8 protein-coding genes and 1 pseudogene are annotated in these 18,055 nt (G+C 56.3%); 3 read left to right on the forward strand and 6 right to left on the reverse strand.

Annotation, left to right across the window (positions count from 1 at the left end; translation table 11 throughout):
• A pseudogene (locus HFP54_RS26490) lies at positions 1-130 on the forward strand (NAD(P)H nitroreductase); the annotation flags it as partial.
• Between the two features lie 98 nt (positions 131-228).
• Here HFP54_RS26490 and HFP54_RS24255 read toward each other — a convergent pair.
• From HFP54_RS24255 to HFP54_RS24280, 6 genes are all read right to left on the reverse strand, one after another.
• On the reverse strand, positions 229-1,767 hold the full coding sequence (locus HFP54_RS24255) for a sulfatase (RefSeq protein WP_168567161.1): 1,539 nt from the start codon (positions 1,765-1,767) through the stop codon (positions 229-231).
• Between the two features lie 53 nt (positions 1,768-1,820).
• Positions 1,821-3,521: a sulfatase family protein gene (locus HFP54_RS24260; RefSeq protein ID WP_168567162.1), complete on the reverse strand. Its 1,701-nt coding sequence runs from the start codon at positions 3,519-3,521 to the stop codon at positions 1,821-1,823.
• Positions 3,522-3,664: 143 nt separating this feature from the next.
• Entirely contained in the window at positions 3,665-6,001 is a 2,337-nt protein-coding gene (locus tag HFP54_RS24265) for a glycoside hydrolase family 95 protein (RefSeq protein ID WP_168567163.1), read from the reverse strand.
• Positions 6,002-6,168: 167 nt separating this feature from the next.
• Positions 6,169-7,647 carry a sulfatase family protein gene (locus HFP54_RS24270; RefSeq protein ID WP_390658270.1) on the reverse strand — a complete coding sequence of 493 codons (1,479 nt, stop codon included), beginning with the start codon at positions 7,645-7,647 and terminating at the stop codon, positions 6,169-6,171.
• 337 nt (positions 7,648-7,984) lie between these two features.
• Positions 7,985-9,619, reverse strand: coding sequence for a DUF5060 domain-containing protein (locus HFP54_RS24275; RefSeq protein WP_235952333.1), 1,635 nt, complete (start codon positions 9,617-9,619; stop codon positions 7,985-7,987).
• A gap of 171 nt (positions 9,620-9,790) precedes the next feature.
• A complete protein-coding gene (locus HFP54_RS24280; RefSeq protein WP_146414798.1) occupies positions 9,791-10,939 on the reverse strand; it encodes an AraC family transcriptional regulator in 1,149 nt (382 codons plus the stop codon).
• A gap of 231 nt (positions 10,940-11,170) precedes the next feature.
• Between HFP54_RS24280 and HFP54_RS24285 the strand changes: the two genes are divergently transcribed.
• Both HFP54_RS24285 and HFP54_RS24290 read left to right on the forward strand, forming a co-directional pair.
• Positions 11,171-12,265, forward strand: a complete 1,095-nt coding sequence (locus tag HFP54_RS24285) for a Gfo/Idh/MocA family protein (RefSeq protein ID WP_146416116.1) — start codon at positions 11,171-11,173, stop codon at positions 12,263-12,265.
• A 132-nt stretch (positions 12,266-12,397) separates the two neighbouring features.
• Positions 12,398-17,908 carry a PVC-type heme-binding CxxCH protein gene (locus HFP54_RS24290; RefSeq protein WP_452094356.1) on the forward strand — a complete coding sequence of 1,837 codons (5,511 nt, stop codon included), beginning with the start codon at positions 12,398-12,400 and terminating at the stop codon, positions 17,906-17,908.
• Positions 17,909-18,055: the final 147 nt, after the last annotated feature.

Here is an 18,055-nt window from a genome sequence, read left to right on the forward strand (position 1 = left end):
GGGACTGCGCGAGAAAGGATTCACAAGCTTGGTGGTCGTGACGCTGGGGTATCACGACGCCGAGAAAGACTACAACGCCGATTTGCCAAAGTCGCGTCTTCCGTATTCGGAAATCCTGACGGAAATCTAAGACCGCGTTAGTTTCGATAACGCGACTGGTGATCCATTCTCCACAAACGCGTCTTCACAGCAGGTGGGGCAACTGCTGTGAAGACGTTCGTAGGGGATTCAATCGTGATGCCCGCCGTCCGGCCGTGATGGTGACGACGAAAGCCCAAAGTGCTTTTGCAAACGCTTGGCGTGCTCGTCTGCGACAACGCGATGGCGGGCAACGACATTTACCGATTCGGTCGGGTCGCCGGCGTGATCATAAAGTTCACGGTGAACAAGGGATCCGTCGTCAATGGAACGCCATTCGGTATAACGCCAGTCCGCCGTACGGACCGAACGTCCCCACGCCCGCCAATTCGATGGTGCGCCGTAGAACGGATGCTGATGCTGAGTGAAGGCTGCGTCTTTGACACTCCGATCAGGTGATTCGATGACGGCGGAAACGTCGACGCCTTGCAGGGTGTCCGACAAGTCACCGTGGATGCCGGCCAAGGATGCCAGCGTGGGATAAAGATCGACCAATTCGGTCAGCGATCGGGTCGATCGGCCGTGCGCGTCGGGCTGCCTCGGGTCCGCAATGATCAACGGAACTCGAGCATCCAGTTCAAAGTTGCTGGTCTTTCCGATCAGCGATTTTTCGCCCACATGAAATCCGTGGTCGGACGTGAAGACGACGATGGTGTTGTTCAGGTGACCGCCGTCACGTAAGCCGCGCAGGATCTCGCCGATCTGAGCGTCCAGAAAACTAATCGACGCGTAATAGCCGTGACGAAGTTGGCGCAGGGAATCTGGAGTGAACGGATCCTGTGACGCCGGGCCGTCATAGCCTCGGACTTCGCGGGAATCATGCATCGCGATGTCGGGCGCCTCCGCCGGCGCAGACAAAGGCTGGGGCAACGGGATCGCTTGCGGATCATAAAGATCCCAATACTTTTTGGGGGCCACGAAGGGCAAATGCGGACGCCAAAACCCAACCGCCAGGAAAAACGGCTGGCCATTTTGCGGATACTCACGCAGCATCGCCGCGGCCAAGTTCGCGATCTGCCCGTCGCGATAGGCGAGATCCGGAACGGTTAACGACTCGGTGACCGGTGCTTTGCGGTAACGTTCTTTGCGTAGGACAGGTGCCGTGTTGGTGTACACGGTGTCGGCCGCGTGCGTCCCCGTGTGAAGCACTTCATCGATCGACCAAGATCGGCGATCTTGCGTGTCGCCCATGTTGTGGAAGATCTTTCCAATGTCTTGGCAAAAGTACCCATGATTCTTGAAATGCTGCGGCAACGTGACCAGTGATTCGCCGCCAGGTGCTGTGTCACGAAATCCTTTGCGCAAGTCGTCCACGCCAACGGTATCCGGCCGCAACCCGGTCAGGAACGACGACCGGGACGGATTACAAACAGCCTGTTGGCAATAGGCGTTTTGGAAAACGATTCCGCGATCGGCCAAGGACGTCAGATTCGGTGTGACCGCAGTCTTGTCACCATACGGCCTGATCATGCAATTCAAGTCGTCGGCCACGATGAACAAAACATTCGGTCGTTCAGCCTTGTTGTTTGGACTTTGACCCATCGCGAATGATACGAGACTGACTGGGACCAAAATCTGGACCACCAGCCAGCGAAACAACCGACGAAAAATTTTACTTTGCATATGCATCACTGGAGACGGCGACGGACGATCAAGGCCAATCTTGACAGCCGATCGGTGAATCAATTCGGACGTGGGACTTGGCTATTACCATCGGCTCCGAATTCTTGATCGCCACGAATTTGATTCAGCAATTCGTACAACTCGGATTCCTTGTCGGTGGCCGCTTGATCGGGATCGTCAAGCAGATTTTTTCGTTCGCCTGGATCGACCGACAAATGAAACAGTTGTCGCGGCGTTTCGCGAATCTTGCCCGCCCGCAACGTTTCCTGGTTGTCGGCATCACAGGTGGTGCCGTTTCCGCCGCCCCCGGTCCCGTCCAGCAGTTTCCAGTCACCGGATTGATCGACGATCGCAAACTGTCCACGACTGGAGTGCTGGATGATCGCAGGACGCCGTTGCGTGGGCATCGATTGGCCCTTCAACACCGGCAAAAAGCTTTCCGCATCCGGGGCATCGTCGGGGCCCAACGGGATATCCAAGTGATCCGCCATGGTCGCCATGAAATCACCTTGCCAACACAGGTGATCGGTCACCGATCCCGGCTGCACCACACCGGGCCAACGGACCAGAAACGGGACTCGGGTGCCGCCTTCATAGTTGTCACGTTTCCGGCCGGCGTACGGGCCATTGGCGTCGTGGTCGACTTCCAGACTGGTGTGATAGGCGCCATTTTCTGGGCCATTGTCGCTGGAAATGAACACAACCGTGTTCGCGGCAACGCTGTTGTCGTCCGACGGGTCGCCCAACGCATCCAAGATCACTCCGGTGTAATGGTCCGTTTGGACCACATAGTCGCCATAAGTCCATCCCGCCGAACCGACAAATTGATCCTGCACCGCATGCGGCGTGTGAGGCGCAGGCATGGGGACGTAAATGAAAAAAGGCTCAGATTCGTCGTCGAACCGGTGAATCAGGTTGCTCACTTTTTGGGCCTGCACTTGCAGGTAATCTCGCAGATCAAAAGTCGGGTCATGCACACCGGCCCTCGTCGAAATGCCCACGGATTTGCGGAAATTCTGTCGTTCCACAAGGTCGTCATTGGTGGCCGGACGTGCTTTGGAAAAGTCCACTTCGCCGTCACGAACGACGCCACCTTGGGACATCACTCGGACCACGTCGCCGTCGGATTGCAGCCAAACATAGGGCGGCATGTCCAACGATGCTGGTGTTCCGAAAAAGACATCGAATCCCGCATTGTGGATCGGTGTGTCGGTGACCGGTTTGGAAAAGTCGATCAGGTTCTTCTCCAACACATCCGATCGGTTCCCCAAGTTGCCCTTCACAGGTCGATTGGCGGAATCATGGAACTGCATGCCGATGTGCCACTTGCCCACCATCGCGGTTGAATAGCCGCGACTTTGGAACATCTTTCCGATCGTCAAGCGATCCGGTTCCATCAATGTGGGCGTGTAACCACCGTTGACCCCCTTCTTCAGTCGTGTTCGCCAACAGTATCGCCCCGTCATCAGGGCATACCGGGACGGTGTGCACACGCCATCGGCGGAATGCCCGTTGGTGAACCGCATCGATTGTTTGGCGAATTGATCCAGATTCGGCGTCAACGTGGGGATAGAGGGATCCAAATACTTGGAATCCGCAGGGATCGGATGATCGGTGGGCTGGTTTGCACCCATGTCCCCCCAGCCCATGTCGTCGAAATAGATGATCAAAACATTCGGACGGTCCGTGGTCGCCGCCATCGCGTTGCCGCCGATGCCAGCCATGATCGATAGACAACAAAGTCCGGCAATGAATCGCATCACGTTGTACCTGCGGCGGGAATGATTGTGGGGGCTCGATCGATGGTCCACTCCTTCGTCCGGAAACCAGATTCGTCCGGCAATCCGAATGCTGAATCTTCCGGTTTGCGTAACACCGTTGGGAATGGCCTCGTTCGCGGTGACTAGCGTACGACGTAGACTTCGCTCGGTGTCGTTTCTGATTCCATTTTTTTCAAACCATCGGGCGTCTGTATCACCAGCGGACCGCCGTGAAGTGACCGAATCGACGCTTCTTTCAACTGCCCATCTTTCCAGCGAATCGATACTTCGAATCCGCCGCGGGCCCGCAAGCCGGACACCGAACCGTCGGGCCATGCACTGGGCAGCGCGGGCAACAGGTCGATGATATAGTCGCCGTCGGCATTGCGACGGTGTGACTGGACCAGCGCCTCGGCGACCCCCGAGGTCAGGCCAAAATTACCATCGATTTGGAACGGCGGGTGAGAATCAAAAAGGTTGTTGTAAAAACCGCCGCCGCCTTTCTTGCAAAAACCGTGCAAGATTGTGTTCATGTGATCCCCGTCTCGCAAACGCGCCCAGAAGTTGACCTTCCAGGCACGCGACCAGCCCGTGCCGGCGTCGCCGCGAAACTCAAGGGTTTTCTTACATGCTGCAAAAAGCTCGGGGGTTTCAGGAGTGATTTGTGATCCCGGATGCAGTCCCCATAAATGGGACACGTGCCGATGCGTGGTGCGTGGGTCTTCGGTGTACAGCCATTCTTTCAACTGACCCTCCACGCCGACTTGGTTGGGAGCAATGCGCTGACTGGTGGATCGAAGTTGATCGGCAAAGTCGGCATCGACATTCAGAATGTCTGCTGCTTCCGCGGTGGCATTCAACAGATGGCGGATGATTTGATGGTCCATCGTCGGCGCCATGACCAAGCCACCTCGTTCGGGAGAATTGCTAGGGCCACTGATCAACCAGTCTTTGTCAAATACGGGATCGGGAACCAGAGTGTCCAGAAAAAACTGCGACGATCCTTTCATGATCGGGTATGCACGTTCGCGCAGGAAATCTTTGTCCATGGTGAACTGGTATCGATCCCAAAGGTGTGTGCTGAGCCATGCGCCGCCGGTCGGCCAAATGCCATGGTTGGACGCATTGATCGGTGCCGCGCCTCGCCACGCATCGGTGTTGTGATGGGTGACCCAACCGTTGGCCCCATAGTGTTCGCGGGCCACTTCGCGACCGGTTTCTGTCAAATCGTCCAGCATGTGGAACAGCGGATCATGGCATTCGGATAGACCCGTCAGTTCTGCCAGCCAATAGTTCATCTCGGTGTTGATGTTGATGGTGTATTTCGATTCCCAGGCCGGCGTCTTGCTTTCGTTCCACAAGCCTTGAAGGTTCGCCGGTTGGCCACCATCACGCGACGAAGCGATCAACAGATAACGTCCATACTGAAACAACAGTCCGATGAAATCCGCGTCAGGTTCATCTTGATACGCTTCCAAACGCTTATCGGTGGTCATTGAACGCGACTGGCCGCCACCCAGGTCCAAATCGACACGACGGAACAGCTTGCGATGGTCCCGCTGGTGATCGACCAATAAGGACGCATACGGCTTGTCGGCAATCGCATTCAGTCTGTCGTGACAGATCGCGTTCGGATCTGCGGTCAACGATTGATAGTCCTGATAAGTCGTTGCGGCGGCTAGACAAAAGGTGACTTCGTCGGCGGACTGAACCTGAATCTCAGTGTCCGATACGTCGACGGTCCCGCCATTGATGGCCACGCGAAGTTGGGCTTCGAATCGGACGGCACCTTCGAAGACCACTTGCTTGTAATCGACCTCGTCCACCTTGCCTGTCATGCGCAACGTGTGATCATCCAGTCTCGCGACTTTGGCATCGCTTTGATGCGGTGTCGACAGTTGGGCGGAACAGCTGATCGCACCCGGTTGATCGGCCGCCAGATGTACCACGATCACACCATCCGGATGACTGGCGAATACGGTTCGAGTGAAACGTACACCGTCGGCTTCATACGTGGTCTGTGCGACCGCGGCATCCAAGTCCAAAGTCCGTTCGTAGTTTTCAACCGCGGTATGGTCGGCGAAATGAAGTTCCAGATCCCCGAATGGTTGGTAGGGGGCTTGCCGCAACGGTTGTGACATGAAATGGGCCGATGCCAGCTTTTCGGCTTCAGCCTGTTTTCCATCGAACAGCAATTGTCGGATTTCCGACAAATACTGCACGGCGTCCGCGTGCGCATACGATCGCGGGCGACCCGCCCACAGCGTGTCATGATTGAACTGGACACGATCATGCGTGACGCCACCGAAAACCATCCCACCCATGCTGCCATTGCCGACCGGCAACGCATCATTCCAAGATTTGGCGGGTTCATCGTAGCGCAAGGTCCAGGGTGATTCGCCATTGGACACGCCGGAAGAAAGCCAAGAGGCGGCCCAGATGATGGATAGCAGGCAAGTCAAGCGAAACGATAATCGCATCGTGAAATTAATCGGGTTGAAGGACACTGGAAATCACAATCCGGATGCACTTCGCCAATCCAAAGTGCGAAGTCATTGTGCATCAGGATCTGAATAACGTTCAAACAGGCGTTATTAGAAACGGTTTTGTCGGCCGGCGTGGCCAACAAAACACACCTGCGACGAAGTCACTTTGCCGCAGATGATTTGGGCTGATCCCAAAATCGGAACGGGTCATCGTGACGTTTCATTTCCGACAGCAACAATGCTTCCATTGTTGCCAATTGGTCGGCGTACTCGGCCGAATCAGCCAAGTTGATCTGGTTCTTGCCGGGTTGCTGGCCCGTCAACGCCACTACGTCGGATGCATGATGCTCTTGCAGAAATTCATGTGGATTTTCGGCCAGATTGAAAAGCTGGGTTTCGCGAGCACCCGAATCGATCGACTCGTACTTGATCAGCTTCCAATCACCGCGACGCACACACCGCATGCCTGGCTTGGTTCCTCCGCAATAGACGCCGAACAAGACGTCGCGAACTTCTGATGACTCGCCACGCAGGATCGGACCAAAGCTGTTGCCTTCATTGGTCGGCGGCGCGTCGATTTTGGCCAAGTCACAAAGGGTGGCCAGGACATCCATCAGGTACACATTGCCCGTCACGCGTGAGCCGGCTTCGATGCCCGGGCCACGCACGATCATGGGAACACGCCAGGTGTGTTCGTACAAATTCTGTTTGCCTTGCAGACCGTGACGCCCAATCGCGATTCCGTGATCGGATGTGTAGAAGACGTACGTGTTGTCCAGTTCGCCCATGGTTTCCAACTGGTCCAGGACGCGACCGATTTGTCGGTCAATGTTTTCACTGCACGCGTATTCACGCCCCAGTTCGTTTCGAATCGTGCGCTCGTCACGATTCTTCCAAACACCGCTGACGGAAACTTCGTCACGCACATTCATATGCGAATTGTCGAACGGGTGGCCGGGCAAGTAGTTCGCCGGCAGTTCGGGCTGCTTGGGGTTGGCTGAGGGCAACCGGTTCTTGTCGGTGTGGTTGGTCGCACCGTATTTTTCCAACAGGTCTGGAACGCCGTCGCGGGTGTCGTGCGGGTGGGAAAACCCGAAGTAGATCAGAAATGGATCGGTGTCGGCCTGCTGGTCTCGTTCGGTCAAGTAATCCATCACACGGTCGCCGTGCCAGCGACTGCCCGTTTCGTCAGTGCCGCCACGTTTGTTGGCATCGTGACGAACGGTGAACTTGGCATTGGCTGCTTCATAGCTGTTGCCGCGTTTGCAGGTACGCATCGTGTCATAGCCCGCGTCGTTGAAGACCGCCGCCATCGTGTGATCGGCCAAGTCCTTGGGGGCGGTTGTCAGCGGCTTTCGGCCTCGCTTGGCTTTCTGAGGCAGGTGCCAAACGGTTCGTCCCGACATCACCATGTGTCGCGACGGCGTGCACACCGCGCCGCTCCACGATCCCATGTGATAGGCGGTATCGAATGTCATCCCTTCGGATACCAAGCGATCAATGTTGGGCGTTTGAAGCGTGGATTCTGGGTTGTACACCTTTAGGTCAAACGGCGACTGATCGTCCACGATGATGAACAGGAAATTGGGACGCTTCGCGCCGTCTTCGTCGGACGCAGTCGATGCGGACACGCGGGGCATCGTCACCAACGCCAACGCAGCGACGCAGAGAACACTGGTGCGAAACGCCGCGGTTTGGCGATAGGGTTGGCCCGATCGGGCAGAATGAAGGTGCATTGCAGGTGGGGATACTGGGAAGGGAATCGAAGCACGGGCCAGGCGTCGACTAACCGACGGACGACCGGTGGCACCAGCAAGCGTGCCGGCCGGACCCATGGCCCAGCAGACCAAACGGTCTGTCAAACGCCCAGTATAGATTCCACGTTGTCGCCGTGTTCCCCAGGCCACACGACGTGTTGATCACGCGGACAGCGACGCTGCCACGCGAAACAATGCAACTTGCAAACGTCCCGAATCACTACGGTGCGTCCAAGTTCAACACCAAGATTCGAAACCCGTCACCCGCTGGGACCTTCAGAGAGGGCCACTGGGTGATTTTGTGGTTTTCCGGTTTGGAATACTCGCCGGTGTATGGATCGAACCAAGTCGCAGTCATGGATTCGCCGCGACGTTCCGAAGGCAGACGGATGCCGATGAAATCACATTCTTTCGGAATGTAATAGATCAACGTGTCGGCGTTGTCGTGCAAGCAGAACCCTGCGTTTGCTTTGCGATCGCCCGCCACCAATTCGTCCACGCGATATCGATCCACAAACGACCGCATGTGCCGATAGTAATCCAAACGAGGCTGTTCATCGGCCGGCAGTTGGTCGATGTCGGGAATGATCACATTCCACGCCGCGCCTTGCCAGTAATGGGTCGGAAACGTACCAGCGAAAATGCATTGATAGGCACGTTCCAAGCAGACTTCTGGTGACGTGTAATTGCCGGTAAAGACCACGTAGGGGCCCCGTTCGTACCCACCGTGTTCGATATTCAAGATCGGTTTGCCGGGAATGTTCTTAACGACATCACGCATCACGCTGTACAGTTCGGACAGCCAAAGCTGGACGCTGACGAAGTCAACCTTTTCGGGGAAACGGCGACAATACCCATAGTCATGGACGGTCACCAAGCGACTGTAAGCGTCGGCCTTTCGTAAACGGTCGATCCGATGGCTGATGTAATGAACGTCGTTGTGCCCATAGCCCAACGCTTCTTTGGAAATGTCCCACACCATGTTGGGAAACGCTTGGTATCGTCGCACGACATAATCGAAGTAGCGGTTGTCCGCCTGTGAATCAGCCTCCGGCCAGTTCACGTTCTTGTTCCAAACGTAAATCATCAGGTGAGCAACGATTCCCTTTTGGTCCAAGTAATCGATAACACGATCCAGACGCTGAAAGTATTCGATATTCAAACGCGAATGGTCGGGATTTTCGTTGTGGCCACCGAAGGGATAGACGTTGGGGCTGCCGTAATCAAACGCTTTGTCCAGCCGATCATCTTTCGGCCAGTTGACGTCGTAGGCAAAGACGTTCATGACGACTTGGTTGAAACCGTTTTCCGCCAGCGTGTCGACGAATCGCCGTGTTTGCGGAATGTCATCCGGGTTTTCCGCATCGAGCGCGAACAGCCAATCACATTCAAACGCGATCGGGTAATAGCGTTCACCATTTTCATATTCGAACCGCGTCGGCGATTCTTTCGCGATCACGACGCCGCCCTTTCGATCCTGTCCGGCCGCTTGGACCGACAGGCTGCCTTGCTTGCCGTCCAGAGCGGCGACCGACGATCGGACGCTGAACGTCCACGATCCGGGCTTGTTCGGTGTGAACCGGATAACGAATCGGCCGTCGCCGTCGTCGAAGCCGTCGACCGAAAACGCGGTTCCGTCCGGGCCGGTGAAGTCGGCAGCGATCTCGATTTCGCCGGCTTGCTGTGGGTCGGTTGCCGCTGCAAACGCAATGTCCAAGACCTCCCACTGCCGACCTGCAATGGCACCTTCTTGGTATTCAACTCGGTTGATCGCGAGGGCGGAGTTGGTCATCGCCAGCGAAACGAGAAGACAGGTGATCGTGGCGTAGACGATGTTCAAGGCGTTTCGTTTCATGCGAACGCAATCCTGAAGTTGGCGGGAGAGGCGGGAAGCCAGATTGTCAACAGTCGACATTTGGGCTGGTCGTCAGTCTAACCGTCGTCGTCCCGGCTTGCCATCGGATCGATCGACGCGTCACAAACGTCCACATGCGCGCCTCGGCGGTTGGGCGATCGGCAAATGGATTCAACGCCGTTGCTGGCGATATTTCCCGGGCGGGACGCCCACCGCTTTTCGAAAGAACACGCACATGTATTCGTCGTGTTCGAAACCTGTTCGCACCGCGATCTGAGTCAACGACAAATCCGTGTCGGTCAACAATTCTTTGATACGATCGATTTTCAGACGCGTGATTTCTTCGTGAGGTGTGCGACCCAACATTTTTTGGAATCGGCTTTCCAGCACTCGGCGGGAAAGCGGGACGTGTCGAACCACATCGGCAACATTGATCCCGTCCAAAGCGTTTTCGCGGATGTACCGAAGTGCCGCTGCGATGTCGGGATCATCGATGGCAAGAACGTCGGTCGATTGTCGCGTCTGGATTCCAAGCGGTGGGATCAAAACACGCTTTGATCCGAAATTCGCGCCCGTCATCATCTGGTCCAGCATCGCGGCGGCTTCATAACCGGTTCGGCGTGTGTTGCAGATGATGCTTGACAGTGGCGGATCGGCCAATTCACACAACAACAGATCGTTGTCCACGCCCAAGACCGCAGCCTGTTCTGGAACCGCAATACCGATCTCGCGACAGACTTCCAAGACTTTCTGAGCTTGAATGTCGTAGCAGGCCAAGATGCCCACCGGGCGCGGCAGCTTTTTCAGCCAAGCGGCCAGACCACGTTTCTCGCGATTCCACGAGTACTTGGTATCGGTTCGCGACAACGTGTCGTACGTGTGTGCGATGATGTCGTGTTCGGTTGCCAAGCGATTGAATTGTTCCCGCCGCCAATTGGACCAATTGAATCCGGGGTCGCCACAAAACGCCAAATGGCGAAAACCACGGTCGGCCAGATGCCGGATTCCCATCGCGGCGATCGCCGTGTCATCCGTTTCCACCCACGGAATGTTTGGCAATTGTCGCGCGGCACTGACGTCAACCACCGGGATTTTCTTACGACGCAGCGCGTCCGCGATGGCGTCGTTTTCAATCCTTGCAATGATCCCATCGCCTTTCCATCGGGACAGCCACGGCGGCGGTTTGCCGCCCCGTTCCTGTTCCGGCAAATAGATCGACCATCGTTCGTGTTTCCGCACGTAGTCGACGATGCCTTCCAATACCCCGCGGGAATAGGAGTTGGATGTCTCGATCAGTAGTGCGACGCTGCGACGCGGCATAAAAACTCAGAAATCGACGGGTGCTCGTTCTCGGAAAAAGGATCAACAAGGCCTATTACGTTGATGTTCGCGTTCAGGCAGAAGTTCCGGACCGGTGAAATATCTCAAGATTGGTGCGCAAAACGTCATGGTCAAGGGGGCCGATTGGCGCACAATACGGTGGCTAAGGTTCTGTTCGAAGTGTTCTGATATTGGGGAGCCCGTGTGGTGGGAAAGTCAGTGAAAGTTGCGATGGTGGGGCTCGGTTTCGGAGCCGAGTTCATTCCGATTTATCAGGCGCATCCGAATGCCGAAGTCGCCGCCATCTGTCGACGTGATGCCACCCAGTTGAATCAGGCCGGTGATCAGTTCGGCATCGACCGGCGGTACACCGACTATGACGATGTTTTGGCCGACCCCGAGATCGACTTTGTTCATATCAACAGCCCCATTCCCGATCACGCATGGATGTCGCTTAAGGCCTTGGATGCCGGTAAGCACGTGATGTGCACGGTGCCGATGGCGACAACGATCGAAGAGTGCGAACAGATCGTGCAAAAGGTGCGCGACACCGGCTTGAAATACATGATGGCCGAAACGGTGGTCTACAGCCGCGAATTTCTGTTCATTCAAGATCTGTACCGCAAAGGCGAATTGGGAAAGATCCAGCACTTGGCCGCATCACATCCCCAGGACATGGACGGTTGGCCTAGTTACTGGGAAAAGATGATCCCCATGCATTACGCGACGCACGTCGTCAGCCCATGCTTGGGGTTGGTCGACGGTTTGGCGGAATACGTCAGTTGTTTCGGTTCGGGAACCGTCCGCGATGACATCGCGCAAAAGTCGGGCAATTCGTTTGCCGTCGAAACTTGTCACATCAAAATCAAAGACAGTGACCTGACGGCGCACATCTGGCGTTTTCTGTACGACGTGGCCCGCCAATATCGCGAAAGCTTTGACGTGTATGGCACGAAAAAGAGCTTCGAATGGACGTTGGTGGAAAATGAACCCCACGTCATTCATACCGCGAAGAAACCGGAACCGGAAATCCCTGAAAAGGTGGAGGTGCCCGACTTTGCGGACCGTTTGCCCGAACAGATTCGTCGGTTCACGTTGCCGGCGCAGATCCATGACGCCGAACACCTGTCGTTCATCCAGGGCGGCGGACACGGCGGATCACATCCGCATTTGGTCCACGAGTTTGTTTCGTCGCTGCTGGAGGACCGTGACCCACGGCCCAACGCGGTGACCAGTGCCAACTGGACGTGTGTCGGCATTTGCGCACACCAGTCGGCGCTGCAAGGCGGACAAGTGGTCCAATTGCCAAAATTCACGTTGGGGTAATCGCGGTCCATCGGCGGTGGTCTCGCAGACGCGTTTTGCGGTTTCCTCGCTGCGCGGTCGGTGGTCGTTTTTTTGAATTTCACGTCGGTTTCGAATTTGAGAACGTTGATGAGCCCTTGTTCGTTTGTGACGATGCCCCGCAGGCTGTGGGCGTTGATGATCCTTGCGTGGTTGCCGTCCGCGGTTTCGACGTTCACGCCGGTCAGTGCCTCCGACTTGACGTTGTTATTCATCGGTGATTCCGGACATCACCAGCCTGCACGACGCTTTCAAGAATTGGCGCCGGTGCTGGAACGTCGTGGCATTGAACTACGCTACACCCAGCGTATGGCCGATCTGAATCCGTCGACGTTGAAAGCGTTCGACGGTGTGGTTTTGTACGCGAACATCGACCGTATCGAAGACGAACAGGCCGCTGCACTGCTGGATTTCGTCGCCGGCGGCAAAGGTTTCGTTCCTTTGCACTGTGCCAGTTACTGTTGGCGTAACAACCCCGAAATCGTTGCCCTGATGGGCGGACAGTTTTTGCGGCACGGGACCGGAATCGTTTCAACGCAGGGCGTTGCACCGGAGCATCCGGTGATGAAGGGATTCGAAGGCTTTTCCAGCTGGGATGAAACCTACGTTCACCACCGCCACAATACGGCGAATCGAACCGTCTTGGAGTATCGCGTCGGGGACGAGCAGGCCGAGGGCAACGATCGCGAACCCTGGACATGGGTCCGCACGCACAGGCGCGGGCGCGTGTTTTACACCGCCTGGGGACACGACGGACGAACGTTCACCCAGCCAGGTTTTCACAATCTGGTCGAACGCGGCATTCGCTGGGCTTGTGGACAAGATCCGGCGGTCGTCCCGGATTTTCGTGATGTCGAAACCTTTGACGTGCCGGCGATGACCACGGTTGATGACGATGCGGTTGGTTTCCAGTACGTCGACGTCGGTCCCAAAATTCCGAACTACACACCCAGTCGGCAATGGGGCACGCAAGGGGATCCCAAAACCCTGATGCAGATGCCGCTGGACCCGGAGGAGTCGATCAAGCGTTTCGTCACGCCGGTCGGCCTGTCGGTGGAACGCTATGCCGATGAGCGTGATTTTCAATCCAAACCGATCGCCATGACCTGGGACGAGCGTGGGCGATTGTGGGTTTGCGAAACGGTCGACTATCCCAATGAACTGGGGCAGGGACGTGACCGGATTCGCATTTGTGAAGACACCGATGGTGACCATGTCGCCGATCGTTTCACCGTGTTTGCCGACGGGCTTAGCATTCCCACCTCGATCGTCATCGTGCGGGGTGGTGCCGTCGTTCAAAACGGAACCGAGACGATCTATTTGAAGGACACCGATGGCGACGACGTGGCCGATCAACGGACGACGTTGATCGAAGGCTGGGCACTGGGCGATACGCACGGCGGCGTCAGCAACTTTCGTTACGGCTTGGACAACTGGATCTGGGCCATGCAGGGATACAACAACAGCACGCCGACCTATGACGGCAAGCAATCACAGTCGTTTCGTCAGGGTTTCTGGCGATTCAAGTTGTCACAGAGTGACCCACCGGTGGTGACGGATTTGGAATTTGTGCGATCCAGTGATAACAACACTTGGGGGCTGGGGATTGGCGAAGACGGTTTGATCTTTGGATCGACCGCGAATCACAACCCCAGCATGTTCATGCCAATTGCCAACCGCTATTACGAACGTGTACGTGGGTGGTCGCCATCGACATTGCATTCGATCGCCGACACGCACGAATTTGATCCGATCACCGACAACGTTCGCCAAGTCGATCATCACGGTGGGTACACCGCCGGGGCCGGGCATGCCTTGTACACCGCTCGTGCGTTTCCGCGTCAATGGTGGAACCGCACGGCATTCGTTTGTGGGCCCACCGGGCATCTCGTCGGGACATTCGTGCTAAGTCCCGACGGCGCAAATTTTCAATCGACCAGCCCCGTGAATCTGTTGGCAAGCGATGACGAATGGTCGGCTCCGATCATGGCGGAAGTGGGTCCCGACGGCGCGGTTTGGGTGATCGATTGGTACAACTACATCGTGCAACATAATCCGACGCCCAACGGTTTTGAAACGGGGCAAGGTCGTGCCTACGAAAGCGATCTTCGCGACAAAACGCACGGCCGGATCTATCGTGTTGTCCCCGATGACGACCAGCGTTTGCACACGTTCGACGACCTTTCCCAAAGTTCGAACCAGGAATTGGTTGACAGCCTTTCGCATCCGTCAATGCGTTGGCGTTTGCATGCTCAGCGATTGCTGGTCGAACGAGACCTCGGCCAGGACGTCGAAGTGGTGACCGGTCTGATGGACCTGGTGTCGAACCGAGAAGTCGACGCGATCGGGCTGAACGTCGCTGCCATTCATGCGTTGCACACGCTCGGCGCAATGCTGCAAACCTCGGGACCGCAGACGGAGACCACTGATTCGAAATTCATCGATGTGTTGGAAAACGCAGTTCGTCATCCTTCGTCTGGCGTGCGACGAAACGCATTGGCAGTGTTGCCAAAGTCGGAATCCGGCGGCCGATTGTTGCTTCGGAATCGCGAAGTGTTCGACGACGTGGATGCCCAAGTTCGACTGCAGGCCGTGTTGACGTTGTCGGACATGCCGGCGATGAAGCCCGCCGGCCGTTTGGTGGCTGAACTGTGTCGCGGTCAAACCGATCCGATCATGCTGGACGCATTGACGTCCGCAGCGGCCACACACGCCCCCTCATTTCTTCGGCAAATTGCCAAGACACGCTTCGGTCGCGAAAGCATGGCGGTGGTGTCGCCGATCACGCAACGAGTGACGGAACATGTCGCTCGCGGTCGACCCGACAGTGCCACGCTGCAGCGATTGTTGGAAGCGCTGTCCGGCGCAGAACCGAACATTGCCGGCGCGATGGTCGACGGATTGTTGGCGGGTTGGCCCAAGGACCATCATGTTTCGGCAACCGATACGCTTGGGATCACTCTTCGCGATGCGTTTCGTGCGTCCCGATCAGCGGGCAAGGTCCAACTGTTGCGATTGGCGGCGGCAGCAGGTTTGGACACGCTGGACGATGAAGCCGAATCGATCTTGGCCGGATTACGGGACACGGTGTCCGACCCAGACGTCGATCCGCAGAAGCGGATTCGTGCGGCACAGGACTGGATCGCTTTTCGGTCCGATGACCCCGATGTCGTCGACAGCATTGTCCAAGAAATCACGCCGCAGACCGATCCGGCATTGGCGGCCGGTTTCTTAAACGCCGTCTCCCGCAGTCGTTCCGAAGAAGCAGCGGAGCTGATCATCGACGCACTGTCCACGTTGACGCCGCAAGTCAAATCGGCCGCGATCGGTGTCATGATCGGCAAGCCCAGTTGGACTCTTGCACTGCTGGATGCCGCTGAGGCCGACCAGTTTGACATCAACGAATTGACGTTGGAACAAAAGCAACAGTTGCGGTCCTTTCCCGATCGTCGCATCCGCCGGCGTGCCGAAGCCAAGCTCGCCTTGGGCGGCGGGCTTCCCGATGCGGACCGCGAAAAGGTACTTCAGTCGCTGATGCATGTCACCAATCGGACCGGCAATGTGAAAGCGGGCAAAGAGGTGTTCAAGAAAGTCTGCAGCGTCTGTCATCAATACGGTGATCTTGGACAAAAGGTCGGCCCCAATCTGACCGGCATGGCCGCGCATCCGAAGTCCGAATTGTTGACGCATATCATTGATCCATCGCGCAACGTGGAAGGCAACTACCGCTTGTACAACGTGCTGACCGTCGACGGCCAGGTGTTCAGTGGAATGCTGGCGGGTGAATCCCGAACGTCGATCACCATCATCGACGCTCAAGCGAAAGAGATTCGGTTGGCGCGGGAAGATATCGAAGAACTGATTGCGTCGCGAAAAAGCGTGATGCCCGAAGGATTCGAAAAACAAATCAGCGAAGACGAATTGGCTGATCTCTTGCAGTTTTTGACCGACCAGGGGCCGTTTGTTCCGATTCCTTTGGACGATGCTGCGACGGCGATCAGCACACGTGGACTGTTTTCACAAAGCGATCGTGGCCCGGACCGAATGGTGTTCGACAATTGGGATCCCAAGACATTCAATGGGGTGCCTTTCGTTCTGACCGATCCGATGGGGCAAAGCCAAAAGAATCTGATCCTGTTGCGAGGGCCGCGCGGAACCTTGCCGCCACGCATGCCGGCGTCGGTGTCGCTGCCTTGCGGAACGTCCGCCTCGGCGATCCATCTGTTAAGCGGTGTAGGTGGATGGAGCTATCCGTTTGAACAAGAACAATCGGTATCGATGATCGTTCGCCTGCACTACGCCGATGGATCATCGGAAGATCATGAATTGATCAACGGCTTGCACTTTGCAGACTACATCCGCCGCGTGGATGTGCCCAAAAGCGAGTTCGCGTTTGCGTTGGGCGATCAACAGATTCGCTATCTAAAGGTCGTGCCGAGCCGTTCCGCAAAGATCAATACGATCGAGCTGGTCAAGGGTGAAGATTCCACCGCCCCGATCGTGATGGCGGTCACGGTTCAACGCGACGAATCCGACGTCGATGCAGAAACGATTTCCGCAGTGTCAGATCAAAGCGATGGCGACGAGCGATCGCTGAAAGCCGCGGTCGGCGACCGCTATAAGATCGGCGTGGGCGTCAGCCATCGCGTGATCGATGACCCTGCCAGCGCCGAACTGATCCAGAAACACTTTCAAATTCTGACGCCAGAAAACTGCATGAAACCTCAGGGCATTCATCCGGCCGAAGACGAATGGGACTTTGCCGCAACGGATAAGTTTGTGGACTTCGCCAGGAAGCATGGTTTGGAGGTCGTTGGCCATTGTCTGGTTTGGGCCAAGGATGATCGCACTGACACTTGGATGATGAAAGACGTTGAAAGCGACGTCGGCCGAGACAAACTGATGCAGCGAATTGAAACCCACATCGAAACGGTGGTGCAGCGATATGCCGACGCGGTCACGATGTGGGATGTCGTCAATGAAGCGATCGGCGATGGTGACGAAGGTCTGCTGCGTGATTCGGTCTATTCGCGTACCACCGGAATCGACTTCATCGTGAAAGCCTTCCAAGTGGCTCGCGCAAATGATCCGGATGCTTTATTGATCTACAACGACTACAACGGCCATAAACCAGACAAGCGAAAGAAACTGATCGAGTTCTTGACGAAGTTAAAAGCTGCCGGCGCGCCGGTCGACGCGTATGGCATGCAAGGCCACTTTGAAATTGGTGACGAATCTATCGATCAATTGCGCGAGACTTTCCAGGAGCTTCGCCGGTTGGGGCTACAGGTCGTTGTATCGGAGCTGGACATCGACGTTGTCAAACGTGGCCGCTGGTGGTCCGAGGATGGAAAGTATCGCGATGAATTGTCCGCCTATGATCCCTATCCCGACGGGATGTCGGATGACATTCGCGACCAACAGACCCGCCAATACGTCCAGTTGTTTGAACTGTTCGATGAATACAGTGACATCATCGCCAGGGTTTCGTTTTGGAATCTGCACGATGGTGAAAGCTGGCTGAACACGTTTCCCTGGCGACGCGTGAATCACCCGTTGCTATTCGACCGCGATCTTCAGCCCAAACCCGCCTTTGACGCGGTCTACGACACTTTGAAGCAATAGTCGGTTGACGCTCCGCATCAACTCCGCGTGCCAGGCTTGCGCACCAAATCACGCTTGTCTTGTTCGGCATTGTGCGTGGGAAATGCTCGTTCGCCCAAGCCGGGCGTGGGGGTTCCCGGTTAGACTGGACGTATTCTTGTTTCGTCC

Source organism: Crateriforma spongiae, from assembly GCF_012290005.1.
In the GTDB taxonomy this organism is placed as follows: Bacteria; Planctomycetota; Planctomycetia; order Pirellulales; family Pirellulaceae; genus Crateriforma; species Crateriforma spongiae.

Bases quoted from the DNA above. Each gene is read 5' to 3' on its own strand.
- HFP54_RS24270 (WP_390658270.1), bottom strand. From the start codon at position 7,647: ATGCCCCGCGTGTCCGCATCGACTGCGTCCGACGAAGACGGCGCGAAG.
- HFP54_RS24285 (WP_146416116.1), top strand. From the start codon at position 11,171: ATGGTGGGGCTCGGTTTCGGAGCCGAGTTCATTCCGATTTATCAGGCG.
- HFP54_RS24280 (WP_146414798.1), bottom strand. From the start codon at position 10,939: ATGCCGCGTCGCAGCGTCGCACTACTGATCGAGACATCCAACTCCTAT.
- HFP54_RS24290 (WP_452094356.1), top strand. From the start codon at position 12,398: ATGCCCCGCAGGCTGTGGGCGTTGATGATCCTTGCGTGGTTGCCGTCC.
- HFP54_RS24255 (WP_168567161.1), bottom strand. From the start codon at position 1,767: ATGCATATGCAAAGTAAAATTTTTCGTCGGTTGTTTCGCTGGCTGGTG.
- HFP54_RS24260 (WP_168567162.1), bottom strand. From the start codon at position 3,521: ATGCGATTCATTGCCGGACTTTGTTGTCTATCGATCATGGCTGGCATC.
- HFP54_RS24265 (WP_168567163.1), bottom strand. From the start codon at position 6,001: ATGCGATTATCGTTTCGCTTGACTTGCCTGCTATCCATCATCTGGGCC.
- HFP54_RS24275 (WP_235952333.1), bottom strand. From the start codon at position 9,619: ATGAAACGAAACGCCTTGAACATCGTCTACGCCACGATCACCTGTCTT.